The organism is Enterobacter nematophilus (assembly GCF_026344075.1).
GTDB lineage: Bacteria > Pseudomonadota > Gammaproteobacteria > Enterobacterales > Enterobacteriaceae > Enterobacter > Enterobacter nematophilus.
In genome coordinates this window covers 765,023-777,897 of sequence record NZ_JAPKNE010000001.1, presented here as the reverse complement: position 1 = coordinate 777,897, position 12,875 = coordinate 765,023, and the positions used below count along the sequence as shown (strand labels likewise).

The 12,875-nt window shown below is 55.0% G+C and carries 13 protein-coding genes; 12 read left to right on the top strand and 1 reads right to left on the bottom strand.

The annotated features are described in order from the left end of the window. Positions 1 to 12 precede the first annotated feature (12 nt). The 10 genes from fabD (at position 13) to ptsG (ending at position 9,537) form a co-directional block, all read left to right on the top strand. Positions 13 to 942, top strand: coding sequence for an ACP S-malonyltransferase (gene fabD, locus OSH03_RS03680; protein ID WP_266178302.1), 930 nt, complete (start codon positions 13 to 15; stop codon positions 940 to 942). Positions 943 to 954: 12 nt separating this feature from the next. Further along, on the top strand, positions 955 to 1,689 hold the full coding sequence (gene fabG, locus OSH03_RS03675; protein ID WP_010429699.1) for a 3-oxoacyl-ACP reductase FabG: 735 nt from the start codon (positions 955 to 957) through the stop codon (positions 1,687 to 1,689). Between the two features lie 154 nt (positions 1,690 to 1,843). Further along, entirely contained in the window at positions 1,844 to 2,080 is a 237-nt protein-coding gene (acpP, locus tag OSH03_RS03670; RefSeq protein ID WP_003857954.1) for an acyl carrier protein, read from the top strand. A gap of 91 nt (positions 2,081 to 2,171) precedes the next feature. Further along, entirely contained in the window at positions 2,172 to 3,413 is a 1,242-nt protein-coding gene (gene fabF, locus OSH03_RS03665) for a beta-ketoacyl-ACP synthase II (protein WP_045630098.1), read from the top strand. A 121-nt stretch (positions 3,414 to 3,534) separates the two neighbouring features. Next, on the top strand, positions 3,535 to 4,344 hold the full coding sequence (gene pabC / locus OSH03_RS03660) for an aminodeoxychorismate lyase (protein ID WP_266178301.1): 810 nt from the start codon (positions 3,535 to 3,537) through the stop codon (positions 4,342 to 4,344). A 2-nt stretch (positions 4,345 to 4,346) separates the two neighbouring features. Continuing rightward, on the top strand, positions 4,347 to 5,369 hold the full coding sequence (yceG, locus tag OSH03_RS03655) for a cell division protein YceG (protein ID WP_041910512.1): 1,023 nt from the start codon (positions 4,347 to 4,349) through the stop codon (positions 5,367 to 5,369). Next, positions 5,359 to 6,000, top strand: coding sequence for a dTMP kinase (gene tmk / locus OSH03_RS03650; protein ID WP_266178300.1), 642 nt, complete (start codon positions 5,359 to 5,361; stop codon positions 5,998 to 6,000). The genes yceG and tmk overlap by 11 nt, the downstream gene beginning before the upstream one ends. After that, positions 5,997 to 7,001, top strand: coding sequence for a DNA polymerase III subunit delta' (holB, locus tag OSH03_RS03645; protein WP_266178299.1), 1,005 nt, complete (start codon positions 5,997 to 5,999; stop codon positions 6,999 to 7,001). Before tmk ends, holB begins: the two co-directional genes overlap by 4 nt. Positions 7,002 to 7,011: 10 nt before the next feature. Then, positions 7,012 to 7,806, top strand: coding sequence for a metal-dependent hydrolase (locus OSH03_RS03640; protein WP_151413186.1), 795 nt, complete (start codon positions 7,012 to 7,014; stop codon positions 7,804 to 7,806). A 297-nt stretch (positions 7,807 to 8,103) separates the two neighbouring features. Then, positions 8,104 to 9,537: a PTS glucose transporter subunit IIBC gene (gene ptsG, locus OSH03_RS03635; protein ID WP_028012724.1), complete on the top strand. Its 1,434-nt coding sequence runs from the start codon at positions 8,104 to 8,106 to the stop codon at positions 9,535 to 9,537. A 71-nt stretch (positions 9,538 to 9,608) separates the two neighbouring features. Here ptsG and fhuE read toward each other — a convergent pair whose 3' ends face one another. Beyond that, positions 9,609 to 11,798 (bottom strand): ferric-rhodotorulic acid/ferric-coprogen receptor FhuE, encoded by a 2,190-nt coding sequence (fhuE, locus tag OSH03_RS03630; protein ID WP_266178298.1) that lies wholly within the window; start codon positions 11,796 to 11,798, stop codon positions 9,609 to 9,611. 341 nt (positions 11,799 to 12,139) lie between these two features. Between fhuE and hinT the strand changes: the two genes are divergently transcribed. Both hinT and OSH03_RS03620 read left to right on the top strand, forming a co-directional pair. Continuing rightward, entirely contained in the window at positions 12,140 to 12,499 is a 360-nt protein-coding gene (gene hinT, locus OSH03_RS03625) for a purine nucleoside phosphoramidase (protein ID WP_006809243.1), read from the top strand. 1 nt (position 12,500) lies between these two features. Continuing rightward, positions 12,501 to 12,875, top strand: coding sequence for a YcfL family putative periplasmic lipoprotein (locus OSH03_RS03620; protein ID WP_061098564.1), 375 nt, complete (start codon positions 12,501 to 12,503; stop codon positions 12,873 to 12,875).

Genomic DNA, 12,875 nt, shown 5'->3' with positions numbered 1-12,875 from the left:
AAGGAATAAAAAATGACGCAATTTGCTTTTGTGTTCCCGGGCCAGGGTTCTCAAACCGTTGGGATGTTGTCTGAAATGGCAGCAAACTACCCGGTTATTGAAGAGACTTTTCGTGAAGCTTCTGATGCGCTGGGTTATGATCTGTGGGCGCTGACCCAACAGGGTCCGGCCGAAGAGCTGAACAAAACCTGGCAGACTCAGCCAGCGCTGCTGACTGCGTCAGTTGCGCTGTGGCGAGTATGGCAGCAGCAGGGCGGTAAAGCGCCAGCGCTGCTCGCGGGCCATAGCCTGGGTGAATACTCTGCGCTGGTGTGCGCCGGTGTGATTGCGTTTGCTGACGCGGTGCGCCTGGTAGAACTGCGCGGTAAATTCATGCAGGAAGCGGTGCCAGAAGGAACGGGTGGCATGTCTGCCATTATTGGTCTGGATGATGCCGCGATTGCAAAAGCGTGTGAAGAATCTGCTGAAGGGCAGGTGGTTTCTCCGGTTAACTTCAACTCGCCGGGCCAGGTCGTTATTGCTGGTCATAAAGAGGCCGTTGAGCGTGCCGGTGCAGCCTGTAAAGCCGCGGGCGCCAAACGCGCACTGCCGCTGCCGGTCAGCGTACCGTCTCACTGCGCGCTGATGAAGCCCGCTGCCGAGAAACTGGCGGCTGAGCTGGAAAAAATTACCTTTAACGCACCGACGATTTCCGTTGTGAACAACGTCGATGTGAAATGCGAAACCGCGCCGGAAGCGATTCGTGACGCACTGGTTCGCCAGCTCTACAACCCGGTGCAGTGGACCAAAACCGTTGAGTTTATGGCCGCTCAGGGCGTTGAGCACCTGTATGAAGTCGGTCCTGGTAAAGTCCTCACCGGTCTGACGAAACGTATTGTTGACACCCTGACTGCCTCGGCGATTAACGAGCCGGAAGCGATGTCAGCGGCACTCTCGCAATAAAAGAGGAATACCATGAGTTTTGAAGGAAAAATTGCCCTAGTTACTGGCGCAAGCCGCGGTATCGGGCGTGCAATTGCTGAAACACTGGTCGCGCGCGGCGCGAAGGTGATTGGTACAGCAACCAGCGAGAATGGCGCTCAGGCCATCAGCGAGTATCTGGGTGCGAACGGTAAAGGTCTGGTACTGAATGTGACCGAACCTGCATCTATCGAATCTGTTCTGGAAAATATTCGCGCAGAGTTTGGTGAAGTGGATATTCTGGTCAATAATGCCGGGATCACTCGCGACAACCTTCTGATGCGAATGAAAGATGATGAGTGGAACGATATTATCGAAACCAACCTGTCATCTGTATTCCGTCTGTCAAAAGCGGTAATGCGCGCTATGATGAAAAAGCGTCATGGTCGTATTATCACTGTTGGTTCTGTGGTTGGTACCATGGGAAATGCTGGTCAGGCTAACTACGCTGCGGCGAAAGCAGGTCTGATCGGTTTCAGTAAGTCGCTGGCGCGTGAAGTCGCGTCCCGCGGAATTACTGTAAACGTTGTTGCTCCGGGCTTTATTGAAACGGACATGACGCGTGCGCTGACTGATGATCAGCGTGCGGGTACGCTGGCGGCAGTTCCGGCGGGTCGTCTTGGCGACCCTAAAGAAATCGCCAGTGCGGTTGCATTTTTAGCCTCTGACGAAGCGGGTTACATCACTGGTGAGACCCTCCACGTCAACGGCGGGATGTACATGGTTTAATCACGATCGAAAATATTTGCGTTATTAGGGCAAATGGCCTCAAAATAACGTAAAATCGTGGTAAGACCTGCCGGGATTTAGTTGCAAATTTTTCAACATTTTATACACTACGAAAACCATCGCGAAAGCGAGTTTTGATAGGAAATTTAAGAGTATGAGCACTATCGAAGAACGCGTTAAGAAAATTATCGGCGAACAGCTGGGCGTTAAGCAGGAAGAAGTTGTGAACTCCGCTTCCTTCGTTGAAGACCTGGGCGCAGATTCTCTTGACACCGTTGAGCTGGTAATGGCTCTGGAAGAAGAGTTTGATACTGAGATTCCGGACGAAGAAGCTGAGAAAATCACCACCGTTCAGGCTGCCATTGATTACATCAACGGCCACCAGGCGTAAGTGAACATCTCCAGGCGGTCATTCGACCGCCTGAGTTTTATCTTTTTTAGTCCCACGAATCTCTTTTTTTATCCCTCCCTGGAGGACAAACGTGTCTAAGCGTCGTGTAGTTGTGACCGGACTTGGCATGTTGTCTCCTGTCGGCAATACCGTAGAGTCCACCTGGAAAGCTCTCCTTGCCGGTCAGAGCGGCATCAGCCTAATCGACCATTTCGATACTAGCGCCTATGCAACGAAATTTGCTGGCTTAGTAAAGGATTTTAACTGTGAAGAGATCATCTCGCGCAAAGAACAGCGCAAGATGGATGCCTTCATTCAATATGGAATTGTCGCTGGCGTTCAGGCCATGCAGGATTCTGGCCTTGAGATTACGGAAGAGAACGCAACCCGTATCGGCGCCGCTATCGGCTCCGGGATTGGCGGTCTTGGCCTGATCGAGGAAAACCATACATCGCTGATGAATGGCGGACCGCGTAAGATCAGCCCGTTCTTCGTTCCGTCCACGATTGTTAACATGGTGGCAGGTCACCTGACCATTATGTTCGGCCTGCGTGGGCCAAGCATCTCTATCGCTACTGCGTGTACGTCTGGCGTACATAACATCGGCCAGGCCGCGCGTATTATTGCGTACGGCGATGCAGATGCTATGGTTGCGGGCGGTGCTGAAAAAGCCAGTACCCCACTGGGTGTCGGTGGCTTCGGCGCGGCGCGTGCGCTCTCTACCCGTAACGATAACCCTCAGGCGGCGAGCCGTCCGTGGGATAAAGACCGCGATGGTTTCGTACTGGGTGACGGCGCAGGTATGCTTGTACTGGAAGAGTACGAACATGCGAAAAAACGTGGCGCAAAAATTTATGCTGAAGTCGTTGGCTTCGGTATGAGCAGCGACGCGTATCACATGACGTCTCCTCCGGAGAACGGTGCGGGTGCTGCGCTGGCGATGGAAAACGCGATCCGTGATGCGGGTATTACCCCGGCACAGATTGGCTACGTTAACGCGCACGGCACTTCTACGCCTGCAGGCGATAAAGCTGAAGCGCAGGCGGTTAAGTCTATCTTCGGCGAGGCTGCCAGCCGCGTTATGGTCAGTTCCACAAAATCCATGACCGGTCACCTGCTGGGTGCGGCGGGTGCAGTAGAGTCAATCTACTCCATCCTTGCGCTGCGCGATCAGGCTGTACCGCCAACCATCAACCTGGATAACCCGGATGAAGGTTGCGATCTGGACTTCGTTCCGCACGAAGCGCGCCAGGTTAGCGGTATGGAGTACACCCTGTGTAACTCCTTCGGCTTTGGCGGCACGAATGGTTCTCTGATCTTCAAAAAGGTCTGAGCCTGACTGCGCGAAAGCTATAAAAAAAGGTCCGCTTGCCGGGCCTTTTTTATTAGGGAAAATCCCCTTGTCCGGCTTTTAACATCCTGCCAGACTGAGCCTCCACGCATAAGGAGCCACCATGTTTTTAATTAATGGTCTTGAGCAAGAAACGCTGCCGGCAAGCGACAGGGCAATCCAGTTTGGCGACGGCTGTTTCACCACTGCGCGTATTCTTGACGGTGAGGTGTGCCTGCTTGACGCCCATATCCGTCGTTTACAAAAAGCCTGCGAGAAATTGCTGATTCCCTTCATGCAGTGGGACATTATCGAGCGCGAGATGCGTCGGCTGGCGTCAGGTAATACAAGCGGCGTATTAAAAGTTATCCTCAGCCGCGGCAGCGGCGGGCGAGGGTACAGCGGTGCCGCCTGTCAGCATCCCACTCGTATTCTTTCTGTATCAGCGTATCCTGCCCACTATGCGCGCTGGCGTGAGGAGGGGGTGACGCTGACGCTGAGCCCGGTACGGCTGGGGCGAAACCCAATGCTCGCCGGAATAAAACATCTTAATCGCCTTGAACAGGTGCTTATTCGTACTCATCTTGAACAGACGGACGCCGATGAGGCGCTAGTCCTTGACAGCGAAGGGTTCATTACGGAATGCTGTGCGGCTAATTTATTCTGGCGGAAGGGCTGTGAGGTATTCACCCCTTCGCTGGAGCAGGCTGGGGTTAACGGCATCATGCGTCAGTTTTGTTTGCAGCAGCTGGCACATGCAGGCTTTCGCGTTGTCGAAGTAAACGCGAAGGAAGAGGCGCTGCTGTCCGCCGATGAAGTTGTCATCTGCAATGCACTGATGCCTGTTATACCCGTCCGGGCGTATGGTCAACAACGCTGGTCTTCGCGCGAGCTGTTTACGTTTTTAGCCCCGATATGTGAGCAAATCAGATAGTCATGAAGAAAATGTTGCGCTTTGTCCTTCTCCTGATCGTTGCGCTGGGTATCGCCGGCGGAGCGGGAGTATGGAAAGTTCGCCAGCTGGCGGACAGTAAAATCCTGATTAAAGACGAGACGATTTTTACCCTGAAAGCAGGTACCGGGCGGATGGCGCTCGGCGAGCAGCTTTACGGGGATAAAATCATCAACCGTCCACGCGTGTTCCAGTGGTTATTGCGTATCGAGCCTGAACTGTCTCACTTCAAGGCTGGTACCTATCGCTTTACGCCCGGCATGACCGTCAGAGAGATGCTGCAGCTGCTGGAAAGCGGTAAAGAGGCACAGTTCCCTCTGCGTTTTGTCGAAGGGATGCGCCTGAGCGATTACCTCAAACAATTGCGTGATGCGCCTTACATTAAGCACACGCTCAAAGATGACCGCTATGAGACGGTCGCCGAGGTGTTGAAATTTGAACATCCTGAGTGGGTGGAAGGCTGGTTCTGGCCAGACACCTGGATGTATACGGCGGGCACGACCGATGTGGCGATTCTTAAACGGGCACACAAAAAGATGGTCGAAGCAGTTGATTCCGCCTGGGAAGGGCGCATGGACGGGCTGCCTTATCAAGATCAAAATCAGTTTGTGACAATGGCCTCGATCATCGAGAAAGAGACGGCCGTGGCGGCCGAGCGCGACCGGGTCGCGTCGGTATTTATCAACCGCCTGCGCATCGGCATGCGTCTGCAAACCGACCCGACCGTCATCTACGGCATGGGCGAGAGCTATGCCGGCAAGATCTCCAGAAAAGATCTGGAAACGCCAACGGCGTATAATACCTACGTGATTAACGGCTTACCGCCGGGCCCGATAGCCACGCCGAGCGAGGCTTCGCTCAAAGCCGCCGCGCACCCGGCCAAAACGCCGTATCTCTATTTTGTGGCGGACGGAAAAGGCGGGCATACCTTTAATACCAACCTTGCCAGCCACAATCGCTCTGTTCAGGACTATCTGAAGGCACTTAAGGAAAAAAATGCGCAGTAAATACATTGTCATTGAGGGACTCGAAGGGGCGGGTAAAACCACCGCCCGCAACGTGGTGGTAGATACGCTGAAATCGCTTGGCGTCGCTGACATGGTCTTTACTCGCGAGCCGGGCGGTACGCAGCTGGCGGAGAAACTGCGCAGCCTGGTGCTGGACATTAAATCCGTTGGCGATGAAGTTATCACTGACAAAGCCGAAGTGCTGATGTTCTACGCGGCCCGCGTGCAGCTGGTTGAGACCGTGATTAAACCTGCGCTGGCCGAAGGCAAGTGGGTGATCGGCGACCGTCACGATCTGTCGACTCAGGCCTATCAGGGCGGGGGACGCGGTATTGACCAGGCGATGCTGGCAACCCTTCGTGATGCCGTGCTGGGGGATTTTCGCCCGGACCTGACGCTCTATCTGGATGTGACCCCGGAAGTGGGCCTCAGGCGCGCCCGCGCGCGCGGTGAACTGGACCGCATTGAGCAAGAGTCTTTCGATTTCTTTAACCGCACGCGCGCGCGCTATCTTGAGCTGGCCGCACAGGACAGCGCAATTCGTACCATTGATGCCACGCAATCTCTGGACGACGTCACGCGCGACATTCAACAGACCGTTACGCAGTGGCTACAGGAGCAGCAGGAATGAAATGGTATCCATGGTTGCGCCCGCACTTTGAACAGCTGATCGCCAGCTATCAGGCCGGTCGGGGGCATCATGCGTTACTGATTCAGGCGCTGCCGGGAATGGGGGATGATGCGTTGATCTACGCCATCACTCGCTTCCTGATGTGCCAGCAGCCGGAAGGGCATAAAAGCTGCGGTAAATGTCGCGGCTGCCAGCTGATGCAGGCCGGCACGCATCCTGACTACTACACGCTTGAGCCTGAAAAGGGCAAAAGCGCGCTCGGTATTGATGCCGTTCGTGAAGTCAGCGAGAAACTGTATGAACATGCGCGACTGAGCGGGGCCAAAGTCGTCTGGCTCAACGACGCTGCGCTGCTTACCGAGGCGGCGGCGAACGCGCTGCTTAAAACCCTGGAAGAGCCGCCGGAAAAGACGTGGTTCTTCCTCTCATGCCGGGATCCGGGTCGATTGCTGGCGACGCTGCGCAGCCGTTGCCGTCTTCATCATCTCGCGGTGCCCCAGGAATCGTGGGCGTTGAGCTGGCTGGAACGCGAGGTGACAACGTCACAGGAAAGTGCGCTGTCTGCGCTGCGCCTCAGCAGCGGCGCACCCGCGGCGGCGCTGGCATTACTGCAGCCTGACGTCTGGTCGCAGCGAGAAGCGCTCTGCCGGGCCGTTGAGGCTTCACTTAACACCCAGGACTGGCTGGGTTTACTGCCTGCGCTGAATAGCGATCGGGCCGTTGAGCATCTGCACTGGCTGGCCGCCTTATTGCTCGATGCGCTAAAAATCCAGCAAGGGGCTACGCTGCTGACTAACCCGGACGCGTGGCCCCTGGTCAACATGCTGGCGAGCCGCCTTACAGGCGCGTCTCTGCACGCTATCCTTCATGATGTTTGCGAGAGCCGCGAACAGCTTTTAACCGTGACGGGTCTTAATCGCGAGCTTTTGCTGACCGACCAGTTACTGCGTATTGAACACTACCTGCAACCAGGCGTTACGCCGCCTGTTTCCCATCTCTGAGAGAGACATTATGTTTTTAGTCGACTCACACTGCCATCTTGATGGCCTGGATTATCAATCCCTGCACAACGACGTGGATGACGTGCTGGCAAAAGCCGCTGCCCGCGATGTGAAATTTTGTCTTGCGGTGGCGACGACGCTGCCGGGGTATCGCTCAATGCGTGAGCTGGTGGGCGTTCGCGATAACGTGGTGTTCTCCTGCGGCGTTCATCCGCTGAACCAGGATGAAGAGTATGACGTAGAAGAGCTGCGCCGACTGGCAGCAGAAGAGGGCGTCGTGGCGATGGGTGAAACCGGGCTGGACTATTTTTACACGCCGGAAACGAAAGCGCGCCAGCAGGCGTCTTTCCGCAACCATATCCGCATCGGCCGCGAACTGAATAAACCGGTCATCGTGCATACCCGCGATGCGCGCGCCGACACGCTGGCGATCCTGCGGGAAGAAAACGTGACGGATTGCGGTGGCGTACTACACTGTTTCACAGAAGACAGAGAAACGGCGGGTAAACTGCTTGATTTGGGGTTTTATATTTCGTTTTCCGGGATCGTGACGTTCCGTAACGCTGAGCAGCTCCGTGATGCTGCGCGCTATGTCCCGCTCGATCGCATTCTGGTGGAAACAGACTCTCCGTATCTGGCGCCGGTACCGCATCGCGGTAAAGAGAACCAGCCGGCCATGACGCGAGACGTTGCGGAGTACATGGCCGTGCTTAAAGGCGTCAGTATCGAAGAACTGGCCCGCGTCACGACGCAAAACTTCTCTGCGCTGTTCCATATCGACCCCGCCCGCCTGCAATCCGTCTGATAAGCCTGTTTTTTTTAGGCTCGTAATTAATAAGTAAAACGAGTAAAGTTCACCGCCTCATTTGGGGCGGTGACGGCGTTCTTAGAAACATCCAGACATGCTTTTTGTAAATTACTGAAAGTTTTTCGACCGTCTTAAGCTGAAACGTGATAGCCGTCAAACAAACTCAGAGGGAATTATTTTACTCTGTGTAATAAATAAAGGGCGCTTAGATGTCCTGTCCACGGCACGGTACTCCCCCCGGGCCAATGCGTGAAAGCGTAAAAAAAGCACAAATACTCAGGAGCACTCTCAATTATGTTTAAGAATGCATTTGCTAACCTGCAAAAGGTCGGTAAATCGCTGATGCTGCCAGTATCCGTACTGCCTATCGCAGGTATCCTGCTGGGTGTCGGTTCTGCTAACTTCAGCTGGCTGCCAGCCGTAGTTTCCCATGTGATGGCTGAAGCAGGCGGTTCCGTCTTTGCTAACATGCCTCTGATCTTCGCTATCGGTGTGGCGCTGGGCTTCACCAATAACGACGGCGTTTCTGCGCTGGCTGCAGTGGTTGCTTACGGCATCATGGTGAAAACCATGGCCGTGGTTGCGCCGCTGGTTCTGCATTTACCGGCAGAAGAGATTGCCGCGAAACACCTGGCAGATACCGGTGTTCTGGGCGGTATCATCTCCGGTGCGATTGCAGCGTATATGTTCAACCGCTTCTATCGCATCAAGCTGCCTGAGTATCTGGGCTTCTTCGCGGGCAAGCGTTTTGTTCCGATCATCTCTGGTCTGGCAGCGATTTTCACTGGCGTGATCCTGTCCTTCATCTGGCCACCAATCGGTTCCGCTATCCAGACCTTCTCTCAGTGGGCTGCTTACCAGAACCCGGTTGTCGCGTTCGGTATCTACGGCTTCATCGAGCGTTGCCTGGTACCATTCGGTCTGCACCACATCTGGAACGTTCCATTCCAGATGCAGATTGGTGAATTCACCAACGCAGCAGGCCAGGTGTTCCACGGCGATATCCCACGTTATATGGCGGGTGACCCAACTGCAGGTAAACTGTCTGGTGGCTTCCTGTTCAAAATGTACGGTCTGCCGGCTGCTGCGATTGCAATCTGGCACTCTGCTAAGCCAGAAAACCGTGCAAAAGTGGGCGGTATCATGATCTCCGCAGCGCTGACCTCGTTCCTGACCGGTATCACCGAGCCGATCGAGTTCTCCTTCATGTTCGTTGCGCCGATCCTGTACATCATCCACGCTGTATTGGCTGGCCTGGCGTTCCCAATCTGTATCCTGCTGGGTATGCGTGACGGTACGTCCTTCTCTCACGGTCTGATCGACTTCATCGTTCTGTCCGGTAACAGCAGCAAGCTGTGGCTGTTCCCAATCGTGGGTGCGTGCTACGCCGTTGTTTACTACACCATCTTCCGCGTGCTGATCAAAGCACTGGACCTGAAAACTCCGGGTCGTGAAGATGCAACTGAAGACAGCAAAGCAGGCGCGACAAGCGAAATGGCTCCGGCACTGGTTGCTGCGTTCGGCGGTAAAGAGAACATCACTAACCTGGACGCGTGCATCACTCGTCTGCGTGTGAGCGTTGCCGACGTTGCGAAAGTGGACCAGCCGGGTCTGAAAAAACTGGGTGCAGCGGGCGTTGTTGTTGCAGGTTCGGGCGTTCAGGCAATCTTCGGTACCAAATCCGATAACCTGAAAACCGAAATGGATGAGTACATCCGCAACAGCTAAGCTGTGACCTGGGGAGACTAAGGCAGCCGAATGGCTGCCTTTTTTATTGCTGTGGTTTGTCGTGCCAACACTCAGAAGTCGTAGCTCGCGCTCACCGAGACGTTCAGCGGCGCGCCATAAACCACGTAAGAGCCGACGTAATCGTAATACTCTTTGTCGAACAGGTTGTTAACGTTCGCCTGAACAGCGAAATCTTTGGTGACCTGATAGCGGCTGAACAGGTTAACCAGCCCGTAGCTGCCTTGCTCTGCGCGGGATTGTCCCGCCGGGCCGCCGTCCACATCCGTCCACACTTTGTTCTGCCAGTTTACGCCACCGCCCACCGTCAGCGCCGGCAGCATTGGCAGTTGATAACGGGTAAACAGCTTCATCGTCGTGCGCGGCTGATCGGAACTGACAGCGTTGCCGTTCTTATCTTCCGCAATGTAGCGGGTCGCGCCGAACGTCAGCTGCCAGTTATCGGTCAGGGCGCCGTTTAGCTCGAACTCAATCCCTTTGCTGACCACGCCGTCCAGCGATTCATAAATCGACTCACCGCTCGGCATGTAGGTATAGGTGTTGCTCGCCACGTTATCCTGCTCAATGCGGAAAATCGCCAGCGAGGTGGTCAGACGGGTATTGAACCAGTCTGCCTTTACGCCGGCTTCGTAGCTTTTGCCCGTGGTTGGATCGAGATAGCGTCCGCTGGCGTCACGCTTGTCCTGCGGCTGGAAGATGGAGGTATAGCTGACGTAGGTCGACCAGTCTTCGTTGATATCGTAGACCAGGCCCGCGTAAGGCGTTACGTCATCTTTGGTGCTTTCCAGCCGGGTGTCAGGGGAGCCCGCCGGGTTATAGCGAATGTTGTAGTTGGTGTAGCGCGCCCCGAGGATCAGGTGCAGCGGGTCGGCCAGCGAGAAGCGGGCGGAGGTATAAGCTGAGGACTGGCGAATGTCGTCCTGGCTGTAGAGCTTCCACGGCGTCCACTGCGGATCGGCGATATTTCCGTTCCAGTTTTTGAAATTCCCCACGTCCACCATGCCGTACAGGGCATCCGGCATTCTGTTGTCATAGTGGTTGCGCTGTCGGCTGAAGCTGCCGCCAAACATCATCTCATGCTGGCGGCCAAAAAGATCGAAGCCGCCGCGCAGGAAGGCATCAACCGCATCCTGTTTGCGTTCACCTCTGTTCCAGCCGCCGTAGCCCACCATGCCCGCACCGGTCTCTTTATCAGGATAGCCGGACATATACATCAGCTTGCTGTCGAAGTTGGTCTCCGCGTGCATGCCGTTGACGTGCGCTTCCCAACCGTTGTCGAAACGCTGGGTCAGGTTAGCGAAGATGCGGGTGCTGTCCTTGTCCGAGTAGGCCCAGTCAGGCGCGACGGTCTGGCTGCGATTGTAGTCGGTTTTACTGCCGTCGCTGTACCAGGTCGGCAATCCGCCCCAGGTCGGATCGGCGGTGTGGCTTTCCTGATATTCATAGCCCACAGAGAGGGTGGTGCTGTCGGTAACGTCCGCATCCACCACGCCGTAGAGGAATTTCTTCCGGTAGTGGTAGTTGTCCACGAAGCTGTCGTTGTCCTGATAGCCCGTAATCAGGCGTCCCCGTACCTTCCCGGACTCTACCAGCGGTGCCTGGAGATCCAGCACGTAGCGCTGCTTATCCCAGCTGCCGTAGCTGGCCGAGACATTGCCTTTGAATTCATTGCTGTCCGCATGCTTACGCACCATATTGACGTACGCCGCCGGGTTGCCGGTGCCGGACATCAGCCCGGTCGCGCCGCGAACCACTTCGATACGGTCGTAAATCGCGGTATCGGCGGCGGTGTCGCCGAAGTTCCACACCTCGCTGGTGGAGGTTGGCAGGTCGTCAAAGGCGTAGTTACTGACGAAAAATCCGCGCGAGTAAAATACGGTACGGTCGCTGTCCTGCACCTGCGCCGTTACGCCAGTCGTGTTGGTTAACACCTGGCCGATAGACTGCAGGTTTTGATCCGCCATGCGCTGTTGGCTAATGACGCTAACGGACTGTGGGATATCGCGTGGCACGAGGAGTAGTTTGGTCCCCGTGGTGGTGGTCTTTACGCTGTAATCCCGATCCTGCCCGCTGGCGGCATCCGGGGCGCTATCGAAACCGCCCTCAACCACAACGGTATCTTCGCCTGTGGCGGCGGCAAAACTCACGGCTGGCATCAATGCCATGGCAATACAGGCTGCCAGCAACGAAGGCGTTGCGACAGGCTGACGTTGCCCATCCCTGGTGTGATGATTGAAAGACATTATCAAACCCTTAATGAACGGTGAAGGTGAGCTGCATCAGTCCCGCAGACACGGTCTGACGTCGTTTTCTATGTTAAAAATGCGCATGAAAATGCAAATGCGAAATATACGCATTGCTATTAATGCTGTAAACAGATGTGTCATGCGAAACTGAAATAATGTTTCAGCCCGTTAAGGCGCGCGAGCGGTCACTCTTCAGTCAGCTGATGAATATTCAGCAAAGAATTCGGGGGAGGAGGTTGAAAGGACAGGAGAAACTCGCTCATACTCTTGAATTGTGTCACACAGTCCTCCAGAGAGTGTGTTAACAGCGGACGCACCTAACAAAAAAGGAAAAGGTCATGGCTGAAGAAACGATTTTCAGTAAAATTATTCGCCGCGAAATCCCGTCGGATATCGTCTATCAGGATGAACTGGTAACGGCTTTCCGGGACATTTCCCCTCAGGCACCGACACACATCCTTATCATTCCCAATATTCTGATTCCTACCGTAAATGACGTAAAAACCGAGCACGAAGTGGCGTTAGGTCGTATGCTGACGGTGGCTGCGAAAATTGCCGAGCAGGAAGGTATAGCGGAAGACGGCTATCGTCTGATCATGAACTGTAATCGTCATGGCGGCCAGGAAGTTTATCATATTCACATGCATCTGCTGGGTGGACGTCCGCTGGGACCGATGCTGGCTCACAAAGGTCTGTAACATGTTTAAAGGGCGTATTGCAGCGCTGGTAATGACGATGATGATTGTGGGGTGCAGCACGCGTCCGGCGATCCCCGTCAGCGATGAACAGACGCTGGTAATGGAATCCTCCGTGCTGGCTGCGGGCATCACGGCGCAACAGCCCGCGCTGACCATCAGTGAAATTAAATCTTCTGCCTCCTCTACGCTCTTTAACGAAAGAAATGAACCGGTGACGGTCCACTACCGTTTCTTCTGGTATGACGTAAGAGGTCTTGAGATGCACCCGCTGGAGGCGCCGCGCAGCGTCACTCTTCCGGCAAGGTCGTCGGTAACGCTCTATGACAGCGCCAGCTATTTGGGTGCGCATAAGGTGAGACTTTATCTTTATCTCTAA